Annotated in this window: 22 protein-coding genes; 15 read left to right on the top strand and 7 right to left on the bottom strand. The window is 69.7% G+C overall.

Annotated features, from left to right (window positions below):
* Positions 1–112: 112 nt before the first annotated feature.
* Together ACFFGH_RS12985 and ACFFGH_RS12980 are read left to right on the top strand one after the other, a co-directional pair.
* Positions 113–364, top strand: coding sequence for a hypothetical protein (locus tag ACFFGH_RS12985; RefSeq protein ID WP_386668884.1), 252 nt, complete (start codon positions 113–115; stop codon positions 362–364).
* 47 nt (positions 365–411) lie between these two features.
* Positions 412–1,179 (top strand): SGNH/GDSL hydrolase family protein, encoded by a 768-nt coding sequence (locus tag ACFFGH_RS12980; protein WP_386668882.1) that lies wholly within the window; start codon positions 412–414, stop codon positions 1,177–1,179.
* A gap of 14 nt (positions 1,180–1,193) precedes the next feature.
* On the opposite strand, the gene ACFFGH_RS12975 is transcribed toward ACFFGH_RS12980, so the two are convergent.
* On the bottom strand, positions 1,194–1,460 hold the full coding sequence (locus ACFFGH_RS12975; RefSeq protein WP_386668880.1) for a hypothetical protein: 267 nt from the start codon (positions 1,458–1,460) through the stop codon (positions 1,194–1,196).
* A gap of 134 nt (positions 1,461–1,594) precedes the next feature.
* Here ACFFGH_RS12975 and ACFFGH_RS12970 point away from each other — a divergent pair, with 134 nt between their 5' ends.
* From ACFFGH_RS12970 to ACFFGH_RS12955, 4 genes are all read left to right on the top strand, one after another.
* Complete coding sequence (locus tag ACFFGH_RS12970) at positions 1,595–2,227, top strand: NAD(P)-dependent oxidoreductase (RefSeq protein WP_386668879.1); 633 nt, start codon at positions 1,595–1,597, stop codon at positions 2,225–2,227.
* Positions 2,224–2,658, top strand: a complete 435-nt coding sequence (locus ACFFGH_RS12965; protein ID WP_386668877.1) for a MarR family winged helix-turn-helix transcriptional regulator — start codon at positions 2,224–2,226, stop codon at positions 2,656–2,658. Before ACFFGH_RS12970 ends, ACFFGH_RS12965 begins: the two co-directional genes overlap by 4 nt.
* Positions 2,659–2,724: 66 nt before the next feature.
* Positions 2,725–3,552: a hypothetical protein gene (locus tag ACFFGH_RS12960; RefSeq protein ID WP_386668875.1), complete on the top strand. Its 828-nt coding sequence runs from the start codon at positions 2,725–2,727 to the stop codon at positions 3,550–3,552.
* A 13-nt stretch (positions 3,553–3,565) separates the two neighbouring features.
* The gene (locus ACFFGH_RS12955; protein ID WP_386668873.1) at positions 3,566–4,000 is read left to right on the top strand and encodes a nitroreductase family deazaflavin-dependent oxidoreductase; all 435 of its coding nucleotides are present in this window, start codon (positions 3,566–3,568) and stop codon (positions 3,998–4,000) included.
* A gap of 68 nt (positions 4,001–4,068) precedes the next feature.
* On the opposite strand, the gene ACFFGH_RS12950 is transcribed toward ACFFGH_RS12955, so the two are convergent.
* The gene (locus ACFFGH_RS12950; RefSeq protein ID WP_386668871.1) at positions 4,069–4,887 is read right to left on the bottom strand and encodes a CPBP family intramembrane glutamic endopeptidase; all 819 of its coding nucleotides are present in this window, start codon (positions 4,885–4,887) and stop codon (positions 4,069–4,071) included.
* Positions 4,888–5,127: 240 nt separating this feature from the next.
* On the opposite strand from ACFFGH_RS12950, the gene ACFFGH_RS12945 reads away from it, so the two are divergent.
* The 5 genes from ACFFGH_RS12945 (at position 5,128) to ACFFGH_RS12925 (ending at position 11,367) form a co-directional block, all read left to right on the top strand.
* Positions 5,128–5,550 (top strand): YciI family protein, encoded by a 423-nt coding sequence (locus tag ACFFGH_RS12945; RefSeq protein ID WP_386668869.1) that lies wholly within the window; start codon positions 5,128–5,130, stop codon positions 5,548–5,550.
* A 66-nt stretch (positions 5,551–5,616) separates the two neighbouring features.
* Positions 5,617–6,843, top strand: coding sequence for an RNA polymerase sigma factor (locus ACFFGH_RS12940; protein WP_386668867.1), 1,227 nt, complete (start codon positions 5,617–5,619; stop codon positions 6,841–6,843).
* A 47-nt stretch (positions 6,844–6,890) separates the two neighbouring features.
* Positions 6,891–7,820 (top strand): aldo/keto reductase, encoded by a 930-nt coding sequence (locus tag ACFFGH_RS12935; protein ID WP_386668865.1) that lies wholly within the window; start codon positions 6,891–6,893, stop codon positions 7,818–7,820.
* 154 nt (positions 7,821–7,974) lie between these two features.
* Positions 7,975–10,212 carry a beta-glucosidase family protein gene (locus ACFFGH_RS12930; RefSeq protein WP_386668863.1) on the top strand — a complete coding sequence of 746 codons (2,238 nt, stop codon included), beginning with the start codon at positions 7,975–7,977 and terminating at the stop codon, positions 10,210–10,212.
* Between the two features lie 105 nt (positions 10,213–10,317).
* The gene (locus tag ACFFGH_RS12925) at positions 10,318–11,367 is read left to right on the top strand and encodes a LacI family DNA-binding transcriptional regulator (protein ID WP_386668861.1); all 1,050 of its coding nucleotides are present in this window, start codon (positions 10,318–10,320) and stop codon (positions 11,365–11,367) included.
* A gap of 6 nt (positions 11,368–11,373) precedes the next feature.
* Here ACFFGH_RS12925 and ACFFGH_RS12920 read toward each other — a convergent pair whose 3' ends face one another.
* The 3 genes from ACFFGH_RS12920 to ACFFGH_RS12910 all read right to left on the bottom strand — a co-directional run bounded on the left by ACFFGH_RS12920 (position 11,374) and on the right by ACFFGH_RS12910 (position 17,740).
* On the bottom strand, positions 11,374–13,749 hold the full coding sequence (locus ACFFGH_RS12920; RefSeq protein WP_386668859.1) for a beta-glucosidase family protein: 2,376 nt from the start codon (positions 13,747–13,749) through the stop codon (positions 11,374–11,376).
* Positions 13,746–16,547, bottom strand: a complete 2,802-nt coding sequence (locus ACFFGH_RS12915; RefSeq protein ID WP_386668857.1) for a family 78 glycoside hydrolase catalytic domain — start codon at positions 16,545–16,547, stop codon at positions 13,746–13,748. The genes ACFFGH_RS12920 and ACFFGH_RS12915 overlap by 4 nt, the downstream gene beginning before the upstream one ends.
* Positions 16,548–16,663: 116 nt before the next feature.
* Positions 16,664–17,740 (bottom strand): LacI family DNA-binding transcriptional regulator, encoded by a 1,077-nt coding sequence (locus ACFFGH_RS12910; protein WP_386668855.1) that lies wholly within the window; start codon positions 17,738–17,740, stop codon positions 16,664–16,666.
* Between the two features lie 309 nt (positions 17,741–18,049).
* On the opposite strand from ACFFGH_RS12910, the gene ACFFGH_RS12905 reads away from it, so the two are divergent.
* From ACFFGH_RS12905 to ACFFGH_RS12895, 3 genes are all read left to right on the top strand, one after another.
* Positions 18,050–19,381 carry an ABC transporter substrate-binding protein gene (locus ACFFGH_RS12905; RefSeq protein ID WP_386668853.1) on the top strand — a complete coding sequence of 444 codons (1,332 nt, stop codon included), beginning with the start codon at positions 18,050–18,052 and terminating at the stop codon, positions 19,379–19,381.
* 95 nt (positions 19,382–19,476) lie between these two features.
* A complete protein-coding gene (locus ACFFGH_RS12900; protein WP_386668851.1) occupies positions 19,477–20,412 on the top strand; it encodes a carbohydrate ABC transporter permease in 936 nt (311 codons plus the stop codon).
* Complete coding sequence (locus ACFFGH_RS12895) at positions 20,409–21,239, top strand: carbohydrate ABC transporter permease (RefSeq protein ID WP_386668849.1); 831 nt, start codon at positions 20,409–20,411, stop codon at positions 21,237–21,239. The genes ACFFGH_RS12900 and ACFFGH_RS12895 overlap by 4 nt, the downstream gene beginning before the upstream one ends.
* A 66-nt stretch (positions 21,240–21,305) precedes the next feature.
* On the opposite strand, the gene ACFFGH_RS12890 is transcribed toward ACFFGH_RS12895, so the two are convergent.
* Complete coding sequence (locus ACFFGH_RS12890) at positions 21,306–22,097, bottom strand: nucleotidyltransferase domain-containing protein (protein WP_386668847.1); 792 nt, start codon at positions 22,095–22,097, stop codon at positions 21,306–21,308.
* Between the two features lie 17 nt (positions 22,098–22,114).
* Positions 22,115–24,247 (bottom strand): alpha-L-rhamnosidase-related protein, encoded by a 2,133-nt coding sequence (locus ACFFGH_RS12885; protein WP_386668845.1) that lies wholly within the window; start codon positions 24,245–24,247, stop codon positions 22,115–22,117.
* 241 nt (positions 24,248–24,488) lie between these two features.
* Here ACFFGH_RS12885 and ACFFGH_RS12880 point away from each other — a divergent pair, with 241 nt between their 5' ends.
* A complete protein-coding gene (locus tag ACFFGH_RS12880) occupies positions 24,489–25,130 on the top strand; it encodes an NAD(P)-dependent oxidoreductase (RefSeq protein WP_386668843.1) in 642 nt (213 codons plus the stop codon).
* Positions 25,131–25,220 lie beyond the last annotated feature (90 nt).

Below are 25,220 nucleotides of genomic sequence, written 5' to 3'. Positions count from 1 at the left end.
CACGATGGACTTTCGACCGTGGCCGGGCTTCCCGGTGGTCCCTAGAATCCGGACTGCCGGGAGGTCCCCGGCCGACGAGTGCCACGCGCACGAACGGAAAGGCGGCACGCTCATGAAGCGATCTCCGGCAGTGATCGACGTGGCTACGGCACGGAGTGCGGAGGCGGTCGGGGCGCGCAGTGCCGGCGCGGCGGCGACCGGGGCGCTGGCAGTCGGTGCCGCCGCATTCGGCCCCGTGGCGGTCGGCGCGCTCGCCATCTGGCGCCTCGCCATCCGCCGCGCCGTCATCCGGGAACTCCGGATCCGTCACCTGCGGGTGGACCACCTGGAGGTGCGGCGGCTCGACGTCGCCGACCGTGGCTGACGGCACCGTCGGCCTGTCGGGTCCCGGAATGCGGGCAGACTGAGGGCATGCCGGAGATCCGCTACGTCGCGCTGGGTGACAGCTTCACCGAGGGCGTCGGCGACGACCTGCCGGACGGCCGGGTTCGCGGCTGGGCCGACCTGGTGGCACAGGGGATGGCGGCCGCGTCGCCCGATCGGGTGCTCTACGCCAATCTCGCGATCCGCGGCCGCCTGCTCGACCGGATCATCGACGACCAGCTCGTCCACGCCCTCGCTCTCGAACCGACGCTCGTCACCTTCAACGGCGGCGGCAATGACATCCTCCGGCCGAACGCCGACACCGCAGCGCTGTTCCGCCGGTACACCGAGGTGATCGACCGGGTGGCGTCCGCCGGAGCCCAGCTGGTGCTGATCAGCGGCGGCAACCCGACCGCCGGGCTGCCGCTCGGCTCCCGAATCCAGCCGAAGGGCGACATGCTGAACGAGCTCGTCGCACGGCTCGCCGGTGAGCGTGGAGTGCCGTTCGCCGACAACTGGTCGGACCGGGAGCTCGCGAAGCCGGCCTACTGGTCGCCCGATCGCCTGCATCTCGCGGAAGTCGGGCACCACCGGGTCGCCGCCCGGGTGCTCGCCACCATCGGATTCGACCACCCGGCCTTCTGGATCACGGAAAGCTCGGGGACGACCGACTCGCCGGGCCTGCGTGCGGAGCTCGCCTACTATCGGCGGCACGTGCTGCCGTGGGTGCAGCGCCGCCTCACCGGCCGATCCTCCGGGGACGGCCGTGTCGCGAAGTTCGCCGAGTGGTCCGAGGTCGAGGCGCCCAGCCGCTGACGCAGAGGGATCGGTCAGGTTCGCGGGTCGTCAGAGTTCTGCGTCGGCGGGACGATGCTCTGCGGCGTGCCGCTCGCAACCTCGGTGCTCGGCTGGCCGTCGTTCGCGAGCGCCGCGGGATCGCCGTCGGGACGTCCGCCGTCGGCTTGCATGGGAATCGTGGAAGCCGGATCTGCATCCGACGGCACGGCCGTGCCGGACGCCAGCGGATCGGAGTCGGTGCCGAGGTGCTGCGTTCCGGTGGGGTCGCTGGTGTCGTCGGATGCTGTCGTGTCGCTCATGCCTCACCGTAGACACGTCGTCGGCATGCCGCGATCGGCCTCGGCCAACTTTCAGCGTTCGGCAGCTTCGTCTCGCCACACCGGGGAACTGCTTTAGTCGCTAAACTAAATCGACCGAGAAGACGGAGGATCACATGACGACGATCGCGCTGTTCGGCGCCACCGGGAGGACCGGCGCCCGAGTGCTGGCCCGTGCGATCGATGGCGGCCATCAGGTTCGCGCGCTCGTGCGGGACCCCGGGAATGTCGCCATCCGGTCGGCGGCGCTCACGCTGATTCCCGGAGACGTGCTCGACGCCGCCGCGGTCGAGGAGACGGTGGCGGGGAGCGATGCGGTGCTGAGCCTCTTCGGGCACCGCAAGGACTCGCCGAAGACGCTCCAGACCGACGGGACACGCAACATCGTCGATGCGATGAGGCGGCAGGGCGTCTCCCGCATCGTCAGCCTGTCCGGCGGCGGGCTTCGCGCCGCGGAAGACCAGCCGACAGCGGCCGACACGGTCATCCGCTTTCTGCTGAAGCGACTGTCCGGCCACGTCCTCGCCGATGCGGAGCGCCATCTCGAGGTCCTGCAGCAGAGCGGCCTGGACTGGACGGTCGTCCGCGGCCCGCGGCTGCTCGACACCCCGGCGACCGGCTCGTACCGGGTCGGGTGGGTGGGTGCCGACTCGAGCACCAAGATCAGCCGCGATGACCTCGCCGACTTTCTCCTCAGCCAGGTCGACGACCCCAGCTGGAGCCGTCGGATGCCGTTCGTCAGCGCATGAGCAGGACGGCTGAGCGGCTGACCGATGTCGCCGCCGTCCTCGACGTCGTGACCCTGCTCGACCGCGAGCTGCGGACGCTCGGCCGCGCCCCATTCGACACGCGGCGGCTGAACCGGAGCCAGCTCGCCGTCCTGTTCCTGCTCGCGCGGGCACCGGGCCCGGTTCCGGTCAACGGGCTGGCCTCGGGAGTAGGGCTCACCGCGGGCGCCGTCACGCAGACGGTGGATGTGCTGCGGGCGGAGGGGCTGGTCGCCTCGACCGTCAACCCGGCGGATGCACGCTCGCGACTCGTCAGCCTCACACCGATGGCCGAGCGGGAGGTGGCCGTATTCGAGCACGAGCTCGCCGAGCGGCTGCTGCCTCGATTCGAACCGCTCGACGACCGGGAGCTCGCAACCTTGGCAGGGCTCCTCGCCCGCCTCCGCGGCTGACGCCGGCCCGTCGGCCGCGGGAGGAGATCCGCCAGGAAGGCAACGGTGGCTATGGTTGCATCAACCATGCCGAGCCTCATCCGATCGCCCGGGCACCTCGTCGAGCTCGCCCTCCGCGACCCCGAACTCGAACGGCTGCTGGACCGAGCGGACTGGTATCTCGTCGGCTCGCGCGCGACGGGCTGGGCGGACGAGCTCAGCGACTGGGACACGATCGCGATCGTCGGTTCAGATGCGGCAGGCGCCACGGCGCCGTCACGCTCGGCGCTCGACCGGGCATTCGGCGTGATGCGCCCCGCCATCGCCGGGGCGCCGACGCTCGCGTTCCACCGGGACTGGCGCAGGTCGCAGGGCGTCGAGGTGGAGGTCATGACCCCCGCTGCCGCCGCGGACAGCGATGCGGTGGAGCATGCGTTCCAGCTCCGGCATGCGATGCCGCTCCGCCTGCGAGCCGGGGTGGGGGAGCGCGCGCGGCTCGCGGTTGCGGAGCGATTCTCCTCCCGCGCGGAGCTCCTCGCATGCCACGCCTACGAGGCGTTCCGGCGTTCGCGCAACGAGGCGGTCGCCGCCCTTGGGCGGCCGCCGGGCGGTGCACGGATCCTCACGCTCGGTGCCTGTGCCTCGTTCGCTGCGCGATTCTGGCTGCTGAGCAGGGGCCGCCCGTACCCCTCCGACAAATGGCTGCTCGCGGCCGTTGCCGAGTCGCCGGACGCCGTCCGCATCTCGGAGCTGCTGGAGGCGGTGCTGGATCCGGCGACGGACGGCGGCACTGTGTTCGACGCGCTCTGGGCGCTCTGGCGCATCATGGACGAGCTGGCTGAGCGCGTGGGCGTTCCCGCGCCGCTGCTGCGAGACTCTCCCTTCGCCGGCGGGAATGCGGCGGACGCCTCATAGGGTTGAAGTCACCATGCCACTCATAGGGACATACGAACCGAGCACCTCCGACTGGGCACGCAAGCAGGCCGAGACGTTCGAGGCATCGAACGGCGCAGAGGCCAACACGCTGCGCGGCGTGCCGATCATCCTGCTGACCTCCGTCGGCGCCAAGACCGGCAAGCTGCGCAAGACCCCGCTCATGCGCGTCGAGCACGACGGGCAGTACGCGGTCGTCGCCTCACAGGGTGGCGCCCCGACGCATCCCGTCTGGTACCACAACCTCGTGAAGAACCCGCACGTCGAGCTGCAGGACGGCGCCGACCGGGCCGACTACGAGGCGCGGCTCGCTGAGGGCGAGGAGCGGGCGACCTGGTGGGAGCGCGCCGTCGCGGTGTGGCCGGACTACGCGAACTACCAGAAGAGAACCGACCGCGAGATCCCGGTCTTCGTGCTCACCCGCCGCTGACGCGGCACGCAGCAGGCCCCCGCATCCGCGAGGGCCTGCTGCGTGTCGGCTTCACGAGCCGGGGCGCATCAGCGGCGTGCCGAACGCCTCCGCGCCTGGAGGGCGATCGCAACCGCCACTGCGAAGCCCAGCGCCAGCACCGTGACGTACCGGGCCCAGTCGTATGCGGGCTCCACGAGGCCGGAGCTGGCGTTGAACGAGCCGTGCAGGACGCCGATCGTGAGCAGGCTCCGTCCGCTCCACGAATCGATCCCTGCAACCATCAGCCGGAGGCCGAGCGCGCTCGCCAGCAGGATCCCGATCCCCGTCGCGACGTTCGCCGGAGAAGCGGCACCACTGAACGCCAGGGGCAGGTGGATGCCGGCGAACAGCGCGGCGGTCAGCACGCTGCCGCGGAGGATGCCGAAGCGGGCCATCGACCGACGCTGAACGAATCCGGTCCAGACGGTCTCCTCGAGGATGTTGATGATCACGGTGCTGCTGAGGAACGCGACCGCGTATCCCGTCAGCACTGCGGGCGTCAGGACCTCCGCACCGCCCACCGCGGCGGCGATGCTCCACGCGGAGACCGGGATAGCGGTCATCGCGACGAGTCCCCACCACGACGGCCGGGGCAGCCGGACCGCGTCGCGAAGCAGGCGCTTCACACCGCTCCGGCCGGACTCGCGGGCGGTCAGCAGCAGCGCCGGGATCAGCAGGGCGAACAGCAGCGCCGCCAGAGTGAACGGCTCGGTCGGCAGCTGCAGGGCCACCGGCACCGACATGATCGCCCACCCGATCGGCAGGGCGACCGCGGAGAACAGCAGCAGCTGGCGCAGTGCGGGGGAGTCCGGCGACCGGCCCCCTGCGGGCTCCGCCGCCGACGTCCGAATGGTGGTCTGGGACACGTGGATCAACCTCTTCTCTTCTCGGAGAGCCCCGGAGTGGGGCTTCACGCAAGCGAATGTAGATCCGTGCGCGCCAGGCGGCATCGGCCTGCGGTACCGCACCCCGGGAGCTGTGGTACCGCGGCATTAGGCCCACGCCCGCAGTTGGAAAGATTTCCGGAGCATGTCGATCCGCTGCTTCCCCATTCGACGCGATAGTAGAAGGACGCAGACTGCGGCCTCGCAACGAAGGAGAAGACCATGAAGTACATGCTGATCATGCGCGCGAACGACAGCGCGGTCGAGGCGTACCAGGAGATGGACTTCGAGCAGGTCCTCAACGCGATGGGGGCCTACAACGAGTCGATGATCAAGGCCGGGGTGATGCTCGCGGGAGAGGGCCTCTCCGACGCGAAGGAGGGCTTCGTCGTGGACTTCAGCGCCGAGAAGCCGATCATCACGGACGGCCCCTACGGCGAGACCCACGAGCTGTTCAACGGCTTCTGGATCATCCAGGTCGCAAGTCGCGAGGAGGCCGCCGAGTGGGCGAGCCGCTGCCCGCTCGGTCCAGGCAACAAGCTCGAGGTGCGTCGCGTCACCGACGAGAGCGACTTCGCGGACTACTCCGAGAACGAGTATGTCCAGAAGGAGGCCGGCTGGCGGGAACAGCTCGGCACGAAGTGACCGGAGCCAGCCCTTCACTTCGACAGGCTCAGTACGAGCACTTCGAAAGGCTCAGGGACCGACATGATGTCTGACATCGCACGGACCGTCGACGCGGTCTGGCGCATCGAGAGTGCGCGCATCGTCGCGACGCTCGCCAAGATGACCGGCGACGTCGGGCTCGCCGAGGATCTCGCCCAGGAGGCGATCGTCGATGCGCTCCGCTCGTGGCCCGAGTCGGGCGTCCCGCAGAACGCGGGCGCCTGGCTCACGGCGGTGGCGAAGCGCAAGGCGATCGACGGATGGCGCCGGCGGGAACGCCTGGACCAGCGGCATCGACTGCTCGCGCGGGATCTCGAGGAGGCCGACGAGCAGGACTGGGAGCCGATCGACGATGACGTGCTGCGCCTGGTCTTCACCGCCTGCCACCCGGTGCTGTCGCGTGAGGCGCAGGTGGCGCTCACCCTTCGCATCGTGGGGGGCCTCACCACCGAGGAGATCGCCCGGATGCTGCTGGTACCGGTCGCGACCGTGCAGCAGCGGATCGTCCGCGCGAAGAAGACGCTCGGCGCCGCGAAGGTGCCGTTCGAGGCGCCGGACCCGAACGAGTGGGGCACCCGCCTCGGCGCGGTGCTCGGGGTGGTCTACCTGATCTTCACCGAGGGGTATGCCGCGACGACCGGGGACCGGTGGATCCGGACGGATCTCGCCAACGAGGCGCTGCGGCTCGGCCGGGTGCTCGAGGGACTGCTCCCGAAGGAGCCGGAGGTGCACGCCCTGGTGGCGCTGATGGAGTTTCAGGCCTCCCGGTTCGGCGCGCGAGTGGCCAGGGACGGCACGCCGATCCTCCTCGCCGATCAGGACCGGACCCGCTGGGATCGCGCCCAGATCGGCCGGGGGAGCGCGGCGCTGCAGCGGGCCGATGCGCTCGGGCGCGGTCGTGGCAGCTACGGGCTGCAGGCCGCGATCGCCGAGTGCCACGCGGTCGCTCCGAGCGTCGCGGAGACCGACTGGGAGCGCATCGTGGTGCTGTACGAGGCGCTCGGCCGGCTTGCGCCGAGCCCCGTCGTGGAGCTCAACCGCGCGGTCGCCGTGTCGATGGCCACGGGCCCCGCGAACGCCCTGCGCATCGTCGACCGGCTCGCTTCCGACGGGTCGCTCCGCGGCTCGCATCTGCTGCCGAGCGTGCGGGGGGAGCTGCTCGCCCAGCTCGGGCGACGGGAGGAGGCGCGCTCGGAGCTGCTGACTGCCGCGGGGCTTGCCGCCAACGAACGGGAGAGCGCTGTGCTCCGCGCCAAGGCCGCCGCGCTGTAAGGCCTTCCGCCGGGGATTCGCTCGGCGCGATGCAGTAGGAACGGGGTATGAAGACTCTCTCCTTCCCAGGCACGGACCTCCAGCCGTCGAACATCATCCTCGGTCTCATGCGCATTCAGGACATGAGCGACGAGGAGATCCGCACGCTCTTCGGGGCGGCCCGCGACGCCGGCATCAACTTCTTCGACCACGCGGACATCTACGGCTCGAGCACCCACGGCTGTGAGGCCCGCTTCGGCGAGGCGCTCACCCTGTCGTCGTCGGAGCGCGAGCAGGTGATCATCCAGAGCAAGGCGGGGATCCGGAACGGCTACTTCGACTTCTCGAAGGAGCACATCCTCGAGGCAGTGGACGGCACGCTCGCCGCCCTCCAGACCGGCTACCTCGACATCCTGCTGCTGCACCGCCCCGACGCCCTGGTCGAGCCCGAGGAGGTCGCGGCCGCGTTCGACGCGCTCCAGGAGACCGGGAAGGTGCGCCACTTCGGTGTCTCCAACCACACGCCAGGCCAGGTGGAGCTGCTCAAGCGGCACGTGGCGCAGCCGCTGCTCGTCAACCAGGTGCAGCTCAGCATCACCCATGCGCCGGTGATCGCGCAGGGCGTCGCCGCGAACATGGCCGGCCTCGATCAATCGATCGACCGCGGCGCCGGCATCCTCGACTACTCGCGCTTGAACGACATCACCCTCCAAGCCTGGTCCCCGTTCCAGAAGGGCTTCTTCGATGGCGTGTTCATCGGCGACCGCGAGGCCTTCCCGGACCTCAACGACCAGCTCGAAGCGCTCGCCGAGAAGTACGGCGTCACCCCGACCGGCATCGCGGTGGCCTGGATCACCCGGCACCCCGCGAACATCCAGGTGGTGCTCGGCACGACCAAGCCGGAGCGGGTGCGGGAGTCCGCGGCGGGGTCCGAGATCCCGCTGACCCGCGAGGAGTGGTACGGCCTGTTCAAGGCGGCCGGGTACACCGTCCCGTAGGGAGGGCGACCCCTCGAAACGACGCTCGGAGCGACTCGCCCGGCGTGTGTAGATCGATTGACACTTTTTCGCGGGCGGCTTAGGGTCGCAGTGTTGAAGCGCTTCAACTGGGGCGTCGACGAAGTCTCTCGATGGAGAGGGAAGGGGATCACTCATGTCAGCAACTCATCCCAAAGGGAGGCGGCGGAGGAATCCCGCCGCTGCGTCAGCGCTCACCGCGCTGGCGCTGATCGTGCCCGCCGCGGTGCTCGGAACCTCGCAGGCGGCGCACGCCGTCGACTGCTCGAGCGTTCCGTGGATGGACACGTCGAAGAGCGCCGAGGAGCGCGCCGCTGCGCTGCTCGACGCCAGCACGCTGCACCAGAAGTACCGGTGGATGAACGAGCAGGCCGCCAACTCGCCGCAGCAGACCACGTTCGGCGGGGTGAGCTACCCGGTGCAGGTCGAGTGCACGCCGAAGATCGTGTACTCGAACGGCCCGGAGGGCGTGCACAGCGCGCCCGGCACCACCGGCTTCCCCGCGCCGATCGCGGTCGCGTCCACGTGGGACCTCGAGCTCGGCTACGAGAAGGGCGCGGCTCAGGCGCAGGAGGCGTTCGACAAGGGGAGCGCCGTGATCCTCGGGCCCGGCGTCGCCAGCGGCCGCACGCCCCTGTCGGGACGGAACGCCGAGTACTTCGGTGAGGACGCCCTGCTCTCCGGACTCTCGGCGGCAGTCAACATCCGGGGCATCCAGGAGGGCAACGAGGACAAGCCGGTGCTCGCCAATCTCAAGCACTACGTCGCCAACGAGCAGGAGACCGACCGCGCGACGAGCTCCTCCAACATGGACGAGCGCACCCTCCGGGAGATCTACGACCTGCCGTACGAGATCGCCATCAAGGAGGGCGACCCGCACAGCATCATGTGCTCGTACAACCAGCTCAACGGGGTCTACACCTGCGAGAGCCCGATCCTGAACGAGCACCTTCGCGAGGATTATGGCTTCGACGGCTACGTGATGAGCGACTTCGGCTCGGTGCACTCGACCGCGCCGTCGGTCGACGCTGGGCTCGACCAAGAGCTCAACCGTCCCATCTGGTACACGCCGGCCCGGCTCGACGCTGCCCTCGCCGCCGGTGAGATCACCGAGGAGCAGGTCGACACTGCGGCGTTCAACGTCGTGCACTCGTACATCGCCGGTGGTCTGTTCGACCGGCCCGCTCCGGCGACTCCGGCAGCCGATGTCTCAAGCGAGGAGAACCGGGCGATCTCCCAGCGGATCGCGGAGGAGGGGTCGGTGCTCCTCAAGAATGACGACGGCCTGCTGCCGCTTCCGGAAGGTGAAGACCTCACCATCGCGGTGATCGGGCAGACCGCCTCCGCCACGCCGACCAACGGCATCAGCGCGAAGACCGTGTGCGCTGCGAACTTCTCGTTCCGCGGGGGACTCGGACGTCCCGTGCTGTCGTGCGATCACCTCATCGACCCGCTCACCTCGATCAGCGAGCGCGCCGAGGCGAACGGTCAGACGGTGGTGTACAACGACGGCGCCGACCCGGCGTCGGCGGCCGCCGCCGCGGCAGGCGCGGATGTCGCGCTCGTCTTCGGCTATCTGCTGACGGGGGAGTTCTCCGACACCGCCGACCTGCGGCTCGACGGCAATGGCGACGCGCTCGTCGAAGCGGTCTCGGCGGTCAACGACAACACCGCGGTGGTCCTCGGGCACGGCACTGCCGTGGAGATGCCGTGGATCGACAGCGTGGACGCGGTGCTCGCCACCTGGTACCCGGGCGACCGGATGGGACCGGCGATCACCAACCTCCTGTACGGCGACGTGAACCCGTCGGGCAAGCTGCCCATGACGTTCCCGAAGTCGGTGGCGGACACGCCCACCAACACGCCGGAGCAGTACCCCGGTGTGCGCGACGAGAACGGCATCCGTCAGGTCGAGTATTCCGAGGGTCTCCAGGTCGGCTACCGCTGGTACGCGGCGCAGGGGATCGAGCCGCTGTTCGAGTTCGGGCACGGGCTGTCCTACACCGAGTTCGAGTACGGCCACGCCCAGGTGACGCCGAAGTCCACGAACGGCCAGAAGGAGATCCGCATCCGGTTCCGCGTCACCAACACGGGTGACCGGACCGGCACCGAGGTGGCGCAGGCGTACGTGGAACTGCCGTCGTCGACCGGTGAGCCGTCGAAGCGGCTGGTCGGCTGGGAGCGGGTGACCCTCGAGCCGGGCAAGCACGCGAACGTCACGATCACGCTGACGGCGGAGGACCTGGCCGAGCTGCACCTGCTCGAGTACTGGGACACCCAGGCGGGCGACTGGAAGACCGCGAAGGGAACCTACGAGGTGACGGTCGGCGGCTCGTTCGACACCTCCGTGGCGAGCACCTTCACGATCAAGTAGCGACACGCAACGGGAGAGGCGAGGGGCCCCGCACCCCTCGCCTCTTCGCGTCGTCATGCGGGATGAGCGCTAGATTGTCGTCACCCGAGAACGACAGGTGGCGCCGTGACGCAGCAGGACTTCCCGGCGTCACCGCCGCCGACGATGGCAGACGTCGCCACGCGTGCGGGCGTGGCGCTCGGAACCGTGTCGAACGTCCTCAACGCCCCCGAGAAGGTCGCAGAGGCGACGCGCGCCCGGGTCCAGCGAGCGATCGACGAGCTGGGGTTCGTGCCCAATCGGGCGGCGCGGGTTCTGGCCGCCGGAACGAGCACGACGATCGGCTTCGTGATCGTGGATCTCGCCAACTCATTCTTCCTCGACATGGCGCGGGGGGCCGAGCGTGAGGCCGAGCGGCAGGGTATGAACGTGCTGATCGGCGACTCGGATCTGCGGATCGAGAAGCAACGGACGTACCTGCGGCTGTTCGACGAGGAGCGGGCGGCAGGCGTGCTGGTCGCCCCGCATCCGGACACCGACGAGGATGTCGACCGGGCACGCGCCAGGGGTCGGCGGATCGTCGTCGTGAACGGCCACTCCGGACTCGCAGGATGCTCGGTGGACGCCGACAATGAGCTCGGCGGCTACCTCGCTGCCCGTCACCTCATCGAGACGGGGCGCAGACGGCTGCTGTTCGTCGGCAGTCGCACCGGGGTTCCCGCGCTCGAGGACCGGGCGCGCGGGGCGCGGCGCGCGGTGGCCGAGACGAATGGCGCCGTCGTTCTGTCGCTCCGCGAGACGTCACGGGTCCGCGCCGAGCACGGACGGGAGGTTGGAAGGGAACTGGCGACCGTCTCAGCCGGCCGGCGTCCCGACGGGATCGTCGCGGCGTCGGACCTGCTCGCCGTGGGCATCATCGAGGTGCTGCTCGCGTCCGGCGTCAGCGTGCCGGCGGAGGTCGGAGTCGTCGGGTACGACGACAACCGGGCCGCCTGGGACAGCGCGCTCCCGATCTCGACGGTCGCTCAGCCCGGCACGGAGATGGGAATCGCCGCCACGCGGCTGCTGCTCGAGGAACTGCGGAGCCCGCAGACGCACCGTCACCGGCACATCGTGCTGGAGCCCCGCCTGGTTCCGCGGGAGAGCAGCGCCCCGGCGAACCGGCACCCACGATAGGCGGGCTCAGCGATCCGACGGCTGGAGGATGCGTCCTTCGACCGGCAGCTCGGTGCGGGCGTGCAGATCCCGGGAGGAGAGGCCCGCCTCCACCCCGTACCTGCCCCCGTGCAGCACCCAGCGGCCACCGATCTCGTCATAGGCGGCGAGGTCAGCGACCGGGAACGCGAAGGGCACGACCGTGGACTCACCCGGCTCGAGACGCCGCGTTCCGAACGCGCGAAGGCTTCGTGGCGGGTGACCTGCCGGCTCGGGCGATGACGTGTAGAGCTGCACGACCACCTTGCCCGCTCGGGAGCCCGTGTTCCTCGCCAGGACGGTGCCGGTGACCTGACCGCCCGCCTCGGTGACCGTCAGCTCGTGGAGCTCGAAGGTGGTGTACCCGAGGCCATGCCCGAACGGGAACGCGGGCTCCTCGCCGATCGCGTCGTACCAGCGGTAGCCGACCAGCAGCTCCTCCTCGTACCGGACGACGCCGTCGAGGCCGGGGTACCGATCGGGTGAGCTGACCGGCGTCCGCTCCTCGCACGCCGCGAAGGTGAGCGGCAGCCGCCCGCCAGGTTCAGCGAGCCCGAAGAGCAGCCTGGTGAGCGCCTCCGCGAACCGCTCGCCGGGGTTCCACACGTGGAGGATGGCCGCGACGCGATCGGCCCAGGGCATGAGAACCGGTCCGCCGCCGCAGGTCACGACGACCGTCCGGGGATTGACAGCGGCGACCGCCTCGACGAGCCGCTCCTGATCGCCCGGGAGTCGGAGCGAGTCGACATCCATCGCCTCGCCGCTGACCCGCCCGACCACGACGACCGCGACGTCCGCGGCTCGCGCCGCCTCAGCCGCACGCTGGATCGTGTCACCCGGACCAAGCAGTCCGAGCTCGAAGCCAGGTCGGATGCCGAGCGGAGGGATGGTGATCGCCGAGCCGCTGTCGAATTCGACCAGGAGCGTGACGACGCGCCCGGCTTCCAGCGGCACGATCGCCTGCAGCGGATAGTCGGGACCCGCGATCATGGGGGAGGCCTCGCGGTATCCCTCCGCCACCTCGATTCCGTCGACGCGGAGGCGCGCGTCGCCCGCGAAGGTGAGCGCGAGGCGGTGATCCCCGGACTCCGTGGGGGTGAACGAGCAGCTGAGGGTCGCGGACCAGTCGGCGCCGACGCCCGCAGGCGGATCCGGCATCGCGAACTCCGGCAGCGTGAGCGTCTGCTCCCGCCCGGTGATGGCGTCTCGCACCGTGGCGATCACCTCCACCGTGAGCGTCGGCAGCGGCACATCGCCAAGGGTGCCACCGACGACCGTCACCGCCCCGTCGCCGAGCAGCCGGGTCAGTGGTGCCGCCAGCGGCTCGATCCGGCCGGGGGAGAGGGTCACTGCCGCGGACCCGCCCATCACGAGCAGGTGGGCAGGGTCCTCGATGCCGGGCAGCGCAAGCGACGACGCCGCCGCGAGGTCCAGGGGGAGGAGGCCGTCGTTCTTGAGCAGCACGGATCCGGCCTCGAGCATCTCGCGCGCGAGCTCCTGTGACGCCCGGTCGTCGAGCGGCTCGGTGGAGGGGGACGCTGGGTGGACGCCCGCTCGAGTCATCGCATCCGCCACGTCCTCGGCGAGCCGGTCGGTCAGCTCCGCGGGAGCCCCCTCGACCATCTCGCGACTGCGCCCGGCCATGCCGCCGAGCGCCGGCAGATGCAGCCCGGCGAGCAGTGCCCGCTCGTCGTCGCGGACGGCGAAGATGAAGTCCGGCACGATCACGCCCCGCCAGCCCCACTCCTCGAAGGGCAGCCTGAGGATCGCCGCACTCTCGCTCGCGTACTCCCCGTTGATTCGGTTGTACGAGCTGAGCAGCCCCGCCGCGCGGTACTTGACCAGCACTCTGCGGAACGGCTCGGCGTACAGCTCGAGCAGAGCACGGCGGGAGACGCGGACATCGATCGCGGCGGACCGCCGCTCGAGGCTTCCCCGCCCGGTGCGCAGGTACTCGAAGTTGTTGGCGACGAAGTGCTTCGGCACCGACAGCACACCGCTGCGCTGGAACGCTGCGGCGATCGTGCCGCCGATCTCCCCGGTCAGGAGGGGGTCTTCACCGAGCGATTCCGCGATCCGGCCGGCCCTCGGGACCCGCGCGATATCGAGCCCAGGAGCGAGCATCGCGTTCCGTCCTGCCGCCAGCGCCTCCCGGGCGACGGCCTCGCCGAAGCGCTCGGCCAGGCCCAGGTCGAAGGAGGATGCGAGGGTCAGGCCCGACGGGAACGCTGTGGCGCCCGCGACACCGCGCACGCCGTTCGGTCCGTCCGCATAGACCAGGTCGGGCAGGCCCGCGCCGGGAAGATCGCCGAGCAGGATCGACGTCGTCTCCTCGCGGGTCAGCGGCGTGCTGCCGCGGCTCACCGGTCGGCGCCCACGCCCGCGAGCGCTTTCTCGATCGCCTCGAGCACCGGCGGGGGCGTGAGGAACATGGCGCTGCGCAGCGGCCGGTTCGGCACCCACCGGGTGCGGCGGCGGAAGTACGCCGCCCGCTCGGGGTCGGCCTCCTCCAGGGCTCGGATCACCGCGGCGTACGCGTCCGGATCTTCGACCACGCGGTCGAGCGGCGAGTCCAGCGAGAACCGGTGCCGGCTCTCCTCGGTCCTCTCAAGCTCCGTCGTGAAGGAGTGCCGTCCGGAACCCACCTCGACCGGCTTCCCGGCGCCCGGCATCCACACCGTCGCCGTCGAGTTCGCCGGAACCACGGCCGTCAGCTGGAACGCGGCGCCGTCCCGGCGCCACTCCACGCTGGCGAAGCCGTACGGCGTCTCGTGGGTGGTGCTGGCGGAATCGATGCCATCGAGCACGACCGGCCTGACCTCGATCGCCTTGTAGCCGGGTGCCGCCGGTGCAAGGCCGCCGACGGAGCGGTGCAGCCAGTCGGCCACGGCCCCGAACGCGTAGTGGTTGAACGAGGTCATCTCGCCCGGGTTGATGGTGCCGTCCTCGAGCATCGAGTCCCAGCGCTCCCAGATGGTGGTCGCCCCCATGGTGACCGCGTACAGCCAGGAGGGGTTCTCCGTCTGCTGCAGCAGCCGTCCCGCCACATCGGCATGGCCGGTGGTGACGAGCGCGTCCTGGATCAGCGGTGTCCCGACGAACCCGGTGCTCATGTGATAGCCGCTCGCCCGCACGAGGAAGGCGAGCCGGTCGCCGAGCGACTGCCGTACCTCAGGGTCTCGCACGAGGCCGAACTGCAGTGCGAGCGCGTAGGCCGTCGGGGCGTCGCTCATCATCCGCCCGGCCGGAGTCACGTACTCCCGCACGAACGCCTCCCGGACGCGATCGGCGCGGTCGCCGTAGGACCTCGCCTCCTCGTCGCGCCCGAGCTGGTCGGCGGCGCGGGCGACCAGGTGCGTCGACCAGTACAGGTGCGCGGTCGCGACCAGGTCGTGGTCGGCCTTCGCGTCACCCGGCTCCTCCGGCGGAGCGTCCGGGTCCAGCCAGTCGCCGAACTGGAAGTGGCCCTCCCAGAGGAGGCGCTCGCCGGCGAGCTCGTGCAACTTGTCGGCCCACGCTCGCATGCTCTCGAACTGATCGCTCAGCACCTGCTCGTCGCCGAAGCGCTCATGCAGGACGGTGGGCACGACGGTGGCCGCGTCGCCCCAGGCGGCCGCGGGGAGCACCTCGCCCCGCAGCACGCTCGGCACGATGAACGGGACCACGCCGGAATGCTGTGCCTGCTCGACCGCGAGATCCTCGAGCCATGACGAGAGGAAAGCGTCGCAGTCGAACAGGTAGCTGGCGGTCGGGCTGAAGACCTGGATGTCGCCGGTCCAGCCGAGCCGCTCATCCCGCTGCGGGCAGTCTGTCGGCAGGGAGAGGAAATTGCCTCGCATGCCCCAGACGACGTTCTCGTGCAGCCGGTTCAGCAGCGGATGCGACGTCTCGAGCCAGCCGGTGCGCCGCATGTCGCTGTGCATGACGATCGCGGTCACCGCGTCCGGGTCCACCTGGCCGGGCCAGCCCTCGATCTCGGCGTACCGGAAGCCGTGGAACGTGAACGTGGGCTCCCAGACCTCCTCGCCGTCGCCGCGGAGGATGTACTCGTCGGTGGCGTCGGCGAAGCGGAGCGGGCGGGTGCCGAGCTCACCGTGCTCGAGCACCTCGGCATGCCGCAGCGTCAGCGTGGTGCCCGCCGGGCCGGTGACGCGGATCCGCAGGCGTCCCACGAGGTTCTGGCCGAAATCGAGCACCGACTTGCCGCTCGGGGTGGTGATCACCTTGGCGACCGACAGCTCGCCGGTGCGACGCACGGGCTCCGTCGCCCGAGGCTTGGGCACCACTGCGACGTCGACGACACGCGCCGCCGGCCACTCCTCGGCGAAACCAGGAGACGACCAGCCGCTCTTCTCCAGCCGGGCGTCGTAGTGCTCGCCGAGGTAGATGCCGCTCGCCGTGCGCGGGCCCTCCCCGGTCGCCGTCCAGTTCCCGTCGGTGACGAGGGTTTCCTCGGAGCCGTCGGCGTACTCGAGCACCAGCTGCGCCGCGACGCTGGGCTGGTCGCCGTAGAACCGGCGGGCCTGGCCCTGAAATCCGTACTGCTCGGTGTACCAGCCACCGGCGAGCTGGACGCCGATCGCATTGCGGCCTTCGCGCAGGAGGCCGGTCACGTCCGTGACGTCGTAGAGGAGCCGGTGCTCGTAGGCGGTCCAGCCGGGCTTCATCTGCGCGTCGTCGACCTCGACGCCGTTGAGCTCGAGCTGATGGACGCCGAGCGCGGTGGAGTAGAGCGTGGCGCGAGCGAGCGTCCGGTCGAGCGTGAACTCGCGACGGAGAAGCGCGGGCTGCGCCTCGCCGTGAGGCTCGGCGAGGCCGATGAACTCCGCGGCCCAGTCGCCGTCGTCCAGGTGGCCGGCGGTGAGGGCGAGCGGTTCGCTCCACTCGGACTCCGAGCCGTCCTGCCCGAAGACCCGCACCCGCACGCGGGCGCGCTCGCGTGGCGCGAGCGGCGCGAACGGCCACGGCACGAAGACGGACTGACCGCCGTCGACGCGAACGATGTCCCCGTCTCGCTCGAGTTCGGCCGATGCCTGGAGCCATCCCTCCTGTGACGCCTCCACCACCCAGGAGAGCCGTGGGGCCGGCACGGCGAGGGGTCCGCCGTCCGCTCGGCGCTCGGCCTTGAGCCGGGTGATCCGGACGTCGCGCTGGCTGTTCACGATGTGTTCCTCCTTGAACTCCGCACCGAAGGCGCGGCAGTAGATCGATCTACGAAGCGTACGGCCTCATTAGAGCAGAGTGCCACGCGCTCACTGCGGATCGGCCGGGCGATCGGTCAGCGTCGCCACGGAACGGCAGCGGGAGCGAGGCGAAGCCGCCCGCGGCGAGCCTTCGCCTCCCGTGTCGACTCCCGCGCGACCAGCTCGGGCGTGATGACCTCATGGACGGCCTCGGTGCGTCCGCCGATCCGCTGAAGGAGCATCTCCACGGCTCGTTCGCCCATCTGCTCTCCGGATTGCTCCACCGTCGTGAGCGAGATTCGCGGATAGCCAGCGAGCAGGATGTTGTCGTAACCGGCGACGGAGATGTCGTGTCCCGACTCGGCCACCGCGCGGAGGGCACCGATGGCGAGCTCGTCGTGGGCCGCGAAGATCGCCGTGGGTGGTTCCCCGTCGGCCAGCAGCTCTGCGGCGGCGGCGTACGCGCGCCCCTCGCCCTCCTGGCAGCGGGCGACGCGCACGTTGTCGCCCAGACCGGCCTCCGCCATGCAGTCGAGATACGCCTCGAGGCGAAGCGCGTGCGGGGTGCCCGACCCGGGCACGGTCACGTACTCGGGCCGGGTCAGGTGGGCGATGCGCTCGTGCCCCAGGTCGATCAGGTGCCGCATCACGCTGCCGGCACCGGCGGTGTCATCGCCCACGACGCTGTCGTAGCGCGCCGAACGATCGTGACGGCCCAGCATGACCACCGGTGTGTGTGCGGCCAGCCGCTCGAGCCATTCCTGCGAGACGAGCGGCGAGACCGCGACCACGCCGTCCACCTGGCGGTCGACGAGCGCCTCGAGCGCACGATAGCCCTCTTGCTCCTCGGCGTCCGGCTCGGCGGGCGCGATGATGAGCTGGTAACGGGTGTCACGGAGCGCGGCCGAGGCGCCGGCGAGGAGGCGGGTGAAGAACGGGTTCGCGAAGTCCGGCAACTCGAAGCCGATCGTGAAGCTCGCGCCGCGCATCGCCCGTGCTGCGACGCGTGGCCGGTAGTTCAGCTCCTCGATGGCAGTGGTGACCCGGTCGCGCATCGCGGGGCTCACGCCGTAGGCGTTGCGGAGGACCTTGGACACGGCGGCACGGGACACGCCGGCGGCCCGGGCGACGTCTTCGATCGTCGCCTGGCCCTGTCTGCGCGCCTCGGTCACGGTGCCTCCGTCCTGGTCGCATGGTGATTCCGCGGTGGGATCCCGCCGGGGATAGTGGACCACACTGCCACCCCGCGCGCCAATGGCAGGCGCGATCCCGCGTGCGCAGCGCGCCCCAAAAACGGGGGCGTGCCAAATCGTGACCGGCGGATGCGTTGCGATTTTCGTAGATCGGTCTACTCTGATCGGAGTCGTTGGTTCGAATCGGATTGACAGCCCTGTTCGACCCGCGTACGTTTGCACGACAATTGAACCGATTCATCGGCTCAAGGCACCAGCCAAGAAGTGTCTTTACATGGAGGTAAAGCAATGATCAACCGTTCAACACGGCGACCGATGCTTGCGCTGGGCGCAAGCGGCGTCGCGCTCTCGCTCACGCTCGCCGGCTGTGCCGGCGGAGGCGGAGGAGGCGGCGGCGGCGGAGACGGCGAGGAAGTCACCATCTCATACCTGGTCGACAACCAGGAGTCGACAGTGCTCGTGGCCGAGGCGCTCATCGAGGAGTTCGAGAGCCAGAACGAGGGCATCCAGGTCGAGCTGGAGACCCGCCCGCAGGGCGCCGAGGGTGACAACCTCATCAAGACCCGCCTGTCAACCGGCGAGATGAACTCCGTGTTCGCCTACAACACCGGTTCGCTGATGCAGGCCCTCAACCCCGATCAGACCCTCGTCAACCTGGACGACCAGGAGTTCGTCGGGCTGCTCGACGAGAACTTCGTCAAGGCGGTCTCCACCGACAACGGTGTCTACGCCGCGCCGATGGGCCAGGCGATGTCCGGATCGATCATCTACAACAAGGACGTCTACGAGGAACTCGGCCTCGAGGTGCCGCAGACCTGGGACGAGTTCATCGCGAACGCCGAGGCGGTCAAGGAGGCGGGCGACATCGCACCGATCGTGCAGACCTACGGCGACACCTGGACGTCCCAGCTGTTCGTGCTCGGTGACTTCGCCAACGTGCTCGCCGAGGACCCGGAGTGGGCGGAGAAGTACACCAACAACGAAGCCAAGTACGTCGACCAGCCTGCACTCGCCGGCTTCCAGAAGCTCGAGGAGGTGTACGAGAAAGACCTGCTGAACGAGGACTTCGCGTCCGCCACGTACGCCGACGGCGTCGCAATGGTCGCCACCGGTGAGGGCGCGCACTACCCGATCCTCACCTTCGCTGCGTCGCAGCTGTCGGCGTCGAACCCAGAAGCGGCGGACATCGTCGGCACATTCCCGATCCCCGGGGACAACGCTGAGGACAACGCACTCACGGTCTGGATGCCGGGTGGTGTCTACATCCCGCAGAGCACCGAGGGCGCCGAGCTCGAGGCGGCGAAGAAGTTCGTGGAGTTCGTCACCACCAAGGAGAGCTGCGACATCCAGGGCGAGATCGTCGCGCCCACCGGTCCGTTCGTGATCGAGGGCTGCGAGCTCCCCGCGGAGGTCCCGGCGATGGTCTCCGACCAGCAGCCGTACTTCGACGAGGAGAAGACCGGTCTCGCGCTCGAGTTCTCGTCCCCGATCAAGGGACCGGCACTCGAGCAGATCACGGTCGCCGTCGGGTCGGGCATCACCTCCGCGGAGGAGGGCGCCGCCCAGTACGACGAGGACGTGAAGAAGCAGGCCCAGCAGCTCGGCATCGAGGGCTGGTGACCGGCGTAAGTTCTTTCTAGCACCGTGGGGCCGGCCGCCCAGCGCGGCCGGCCCCTTTCCCGTTCCACCAAATCGTTTCGATCAACGGAGATGAAATGACTGCAGTACAGGCTCGCGCCCCGAAGGAGGTGACGACGCCCGGGCAAGGCGAAACCGGTCGCAAGAAGCGGAAGCCGATGAAGAGCCCATACCCGACCTGGTTCTACATGCCGGCGGGCGTGTTCTACGTCATCCTCTTCCTGCTCCCGACCGGGGCATCCCTCTACTTCTCACTCACCCGCTGGACGCTGTTCGACGTCGAGTTCATCGGCTTCCAGAACTTCGTGCAGTTCTTCAGCGAGCAGGCGCTCGTGCAGGGCTTCGTCAACACCTTCATCTACGCCTTCGTCACCTCCGGGGCCAAGGTGGTGCTCGGGCTTCTCCTCGGCGTGTTCCTGACGTCCCAGATCATCGCGCGGGGATTCCTGCGGAGCGTCATCTTCTTCCCGGTCATCGTCAGCACCATTGGCGTCGGCATCACGTTCAAGGTGCTGCTCGACCCGTTCGACGGCATGGTGAATCAGGCGCTCGCCATCTTCGGCGTCGAGGGCCCCGGCTGGTTCACCGACCCGCAGTGGGCGCTCATGTCGGTCGCCTTCGTCGACATCTGGAAGGGCGTCGGGCTCGCGACGCTCATCTACATCGCCGGCATGGTGGCCATCCCGCACGACTATTTCGAAGCGGCGAAGGTGGATGGCGCGAACGCCTGGAACAACTTCTGGCACATCACACTGCCACTCCTGCGACCCGCGACCGCCACAGTGGTCCTGCTGTCGCTGATCGGAGGCCTTCGGTCGTTCGACCTCATCTGGGCCACGACCAGGGGTGGACCGGGATTCACCAGCGACGTCATCGCATCGGTGATCTACAAGCAGTATCAGGCGGGCTTCTACGGGCTGTCGACCGCGGGAAACGTCGTGCTCTTTCTCGTCGTCGCGGCGCTCATCGTCCCGCTGTCCGCGTGGCTCAACCGGGGGGAGAAGGAAGCATGAGGAACACCGCCTACCGGTGGACGGCCGGCACCCTCGCGATCGTCCTCTCGATCGTCGTCTTCATCGTGCCGTTCGTGTTCATCTTCCTCACCGCGTCGAAGTCGCAGCAGGAAGCCACCCAGCTGCAGTTCACCTGGCCGACGGAGTGGGCGTTCTTCTCGAACTTCATCGAGGTGATCGAGACCCGCGACTTCATCCTGCTGCGCGCTTTCGTCAACAGCGCGATCCTCACCGTCGCCGCGGTCGCCATCATGGTGATCCTCGGGGCCATGGTCGGGTACGTGCTCCAGCGGCGCCGCTCGAAGTGGAACCCGCTCGTCAACGGGCTGGTGCTGGCAGGACTCATCATCCCGCCGGCGGTCGTGCCCACGATCTGGGTGCTGCAGGGCCTCGAGCTGTTCAAGACACTTCCCGGTCTCATCGCCGTGCACGTCGCCTTCGGGCTGCCGTTCTGCGTCCTGCTGTTCCGTGCGTTCGTCTCGGGAATCCCCAAGGAGCTCGATGAGGCGGCGACCATCGACGGCGCCGGCCCCATCCGGCTGTTCTTCCGCGTGGTGTTCCCGCTGCTGAAGCCCGTGATCATCACGGTCATCGTGGTACAGGCGGTGTTCGTCTTCAACGACTTCACCTACGCGCTCTACTTCCTTCCGGGAGATGAGAACGCGACGGTGCAGCTGACGACCTACAACTTCCAGGCACAAGCGGTCAGCCGGTGGAACCTGCTGTTCATGGACATCCTGCTCATCACGATCCCGCCGTTGATCATGTACATCTTCTTCAACCGCCAGATCGTGGCGGGCATGACCGCCGGCGGCGTGAAGGGCTAGTCCGGACCGGCTGCGGGCTGGGCAACCCTCTCGGGAGGCCCAGCCCCTCCCCGGTGCGGGCCGGGGTCAGCGGAACTCGGGCGGCGAGGAACGGGTGCGCCAGCTCAGTTCGTTGTCCGTGATGAACCGCGAGAGCACCTCGTCGCTGATCGCGAAGCCGTCCGGCACGAGCGACGACAGTGCGTCCTCGACCGCGCGCATCCGCACTGCGGAAGGCCGCGCGACCAGATCCGCCAGGAGCTCAGCGAACCCGGTGGGAGCGGACGGGGACGCGGCCAGCTGCGCGTCCAGATACTTGGCCCCGCGGAAGAAGGTGCCGTCCTTCGCCAGCACCAGCCGCCCTGCGGCGTAGGCGGAGTGCACCGCCGCGTGGTGTGCCAGGAGCGTGTTGTCGAGAGCGGTCGCCTGAGGCAGGAAGTAGCCGCCGTGCAGGGCGACCTGCGCGACGAACGCCGTGTGGAGCGACTCGAAGTAGGCCGGACCGGGGTCGAGGAGCGCGCCGATCTGCGGGGCGAGTCCGCCGCCGGCATCCCACAGCACCCGGGACCCGACGAACGACGCGCGCAGCGGATCGTCGCCAGCCGTCACCGCATCACGGAGATAGGAGGGACAGACGAGCTTCACGTCGACGTAGCCGTGTGGGTCGTCGATGCCGGTGCGGTCGACGAAGGAGATCCGGCCCTCGGACGCCGCCCGCTCGAACGCGGTGTCGGTCACGACCAGATAAACGTCGACGTCGGAACCGGGTCGGTCATCGCCTCTGGCCACCGAGCCCACCAGAACGACACCCAGGGCGTCGGGGTCACGGTGCGCGCGGTCCAGGAATGCGTCGATCGCGCCGGCGTGCCACCGTGCCATCTCAGAACCATGCCATCTCAGAGCCGTGCCACTTCGGATGCTTCCGCGGCATCCGGCGCGTCGGTCAGCAATGTCCCGGAGGCGCCGCCGCGCCAGCCGACGAGGCACGGCCCGACCCAGCGCTCCGAGCCGCGGACGAGCACCGCGCCGGACGGCACCTTCACCGTCACTGCATCGGCGGCGACGGATACGGCGATCTCACCGTCCGGGACGGGAACGACGGCCGCCGCCCACGGCAGATCGCCGAGCGCCGGGGCGACCTCGAAGGTCCGCCAGCCCGGGGAGAGCGGGCGGATGCCGAGCACCGCTTCGGGCAGGAGCGCGGCGGGGCCGGCGGCCCAGGCGTGACAGAGGCTCTTGCCGTACGGTCTGCCATACATCGCGAGCGGCGAGCCGCCCGGGCGCGGGAACTCCTCCCAGAAGGTGACGGCGCCGGCGTCCAGCATCGCGCCCCATCGCGTCCGGATGGCTGCGATGGCGTGGGCAGGTTCGCCCGCGAGCACCAAGGCCCGGAGCGCGAACGACGCCATGAACGGGGTGCCGATCCGCCCTTCGCCGGCCGTGATGGCACTGACGACGCCAGACGGGACGGGAGCAGCAGAGAGGCCGCTCAGGATCGCGAGGAAGTTCGGGTACGGTGACTCTCCCTCCGGTCCGAGGTGCTCCGCCCACGATCCGGTTCGGGCGTCCCACGCCTCACGGTGCAGGGTCGACCGGACGTCGTCAGCGAGCGCCGCCCAGCGTGCCGCTCCGTCGTGACCGGCGGCGTCCAGCAGCTCCGCCGCGGAGCGGAGGGCCCAGAACCAGAGCACCTGCAGCGCCGTGGCGTCCTTGCCGCGCTGCGGGGTTGCTCCCCAGTCGAGGAACACCGCGCCTTCGGTCGCGTCGGTGAACGAATCGGGCTCATTCGCCGGTCGGAAGAGCGCGCCTGGTCCCTGGTATCCGGCGAGCCGTTCGGTGAAGCGGTGGATATGTTCGGCCTCGCCGATGAGGTGCGCAGTGTCGCCGAAGAGCCGGAAGTACGACCCGGTGTTGATCAGCCACCAGAGGGAATAGTCGGAGATCCCGTTGACGTACCCATGGCGTGGACTGCCGAGCGCGACGATGCTGTCGCGGATGATGTCGCCTTCGCCGAACGCGTACGCGTTCGAGAGCGTGTTGAGCGCCTGGTCGCCCATCCAGGGCATCCGGTCGCGTTTGATGCCGTCCAGCATGAGCTCGTGCATGCAGGATCGCAGCGTGAAGGCGCTGTGCGCCCAGATCCGGTTGAGCTCCGGATCGGCGCAGACGAAGGCGCCGCGTCGGGCGACCGGGTGCGCCGACGCCTCGACGCTCACCGAGCGGACGCGGGCGCCGGACACGGTGAGGAATCGGAACCCCAGCTCGTGGAACGTCGTCCATCGCCCGTCGGGACGCAGCACGACCTCGTGGCGCGACTCGGAGACACCGTTCGGGTCGGCGGCTTCTTCCCGGGACTCGCCGGAGACGACGCCCGGACGGCCGTCGCAGTCGATCACGGGCCGGCCGAGCACCGGGACAGGGAGTTCGAAGATGCCCTCGGCGAGCTCCATCGCCATCGTGACGACGGGTTCCCGGCGCGCATGCGGTGCGACCAGCTCCGTCCCGGCTCGGGACGAGACCGGATGCCAATCCGTTCCGTCGAGCGAGGATGCCCATTCGCTGCCAGTCTCAAAGACCGGGCCGTCGCGGACCAGCAGCGCTGCCGGCTCACCCGCCGCGGCGCGAACCTCGATCTGCAGCCACGCGGCGCCCGCAGGCACGTCGGCCTCGCGCCGCGCCGCGCCGTCGGCTCGCTGGGCGAGCAGCGTTCCGTCGACCGAGACGTCCGCCGTTCCAGACGTGCACAAGGTGATTCGGCCGGCCGCACCGGAAAGGGCCCGTCCGAAGAACACCCGCGGGGCAAGAGCGCCATAGTTTGCGGCGTAGTGCACGAACCGGTTGGCTGCGAACCCTTCGGCGACCCGGCGGTGAAGTCTGCCCAGCTCGAACTGGCCCCGATGGTACAGCCATCGCCCTGCGGGCTCGTCTCGCGGCTCCGGCTGGTCGGGGAAGGGGTCCGGGCTCCATTGCCGAAGGGCTTCGCGGATCGCGACCGCCTCCGCAGGCGGTCCCGCAATCGTCTCGATCATCCGCGTTCCGTTCCGGCGCCCACGCGCCCGATCTGGAGCCGGCGAATCCGCGATTTCGCGTCGCGCGGCGGCTCCGACGCGCGAGTCCGCTCAGACTACCGAATCGTAGATCGGTCTACAGCATCGTGCCGCGAATTGCCGCAGCTGCGTCCGGTCCGGGAATGGGTGCGGGCAGGCGCGGTTGCACTCCATCAGTGGGGGAATCGCTTCCACGTTGTTGCGGACCAGAAGGAGAAACGGCATGCGGATCACGGTGCTCGGCGGGACCGGCTACGCGGGAAGCGCGATCACGGGGGAGGCGGAGCGGCGGGGACACGACGTCACCTCGCTCAGTCGAGCCATGCCCGCCGAGCCGGTCCCGGGCGTCCTCTACCGCACCGGGTCCGTGCTCGACGACGCCGTCCTCGCAGAGTCCGTCCGGGGCCCCGACGTCGTGTTCGAGGCGCTGTCGCCGCGCGGCGAGCTCGCCGGGAAGCTCGAGGGCGTGGTCGGCCGGCTGCTGCCGCTTGCGGCTGCCGCCGGGGTTCGGCTCGGCGTGCTCGGCGGTGCGTCGTCGCTCGAGGTCTCGCCCGGCGGCCCGAGGCTCGTGGACGTCCGTCCGCCGGCGCCCGAGGTCGCGGTCGAGGTCCACACCGGCATCGCCCTGCTCGACATCGTCCGGGGGGCTCCCGAGGAGCTCGACTGGTTCTTCGTCAGCCCGGCCGCCGGCTTCGGCGCCTGGGCGCCGGGTGAGCGCACCGGACGATATCGGCTCGGCGACGACGTGCTGCTCACCGACGAGAACGGCAAGAGCCTCATCTCGGCCGCGGATCTGGCGGTGGCCATCCTCGACGAGATCGAGCAGCCGAAGCACTCGCGGCGCCGCTTCCACGTCGCGTACTGAGCTCTCGATGCGCGGCGCTGCCGCTTCCGAACCGTTGGGCGGTTCACTCGGGAGTCCTGGATTCCAGACCCGCCGGCTCGTAAGGTTGAT

Source organism: Lysobacter korlensis (assembly GCF_042434515.1).
This window is presented reverse-complemented; position numbering and strand designations above follow the sequence as displayed.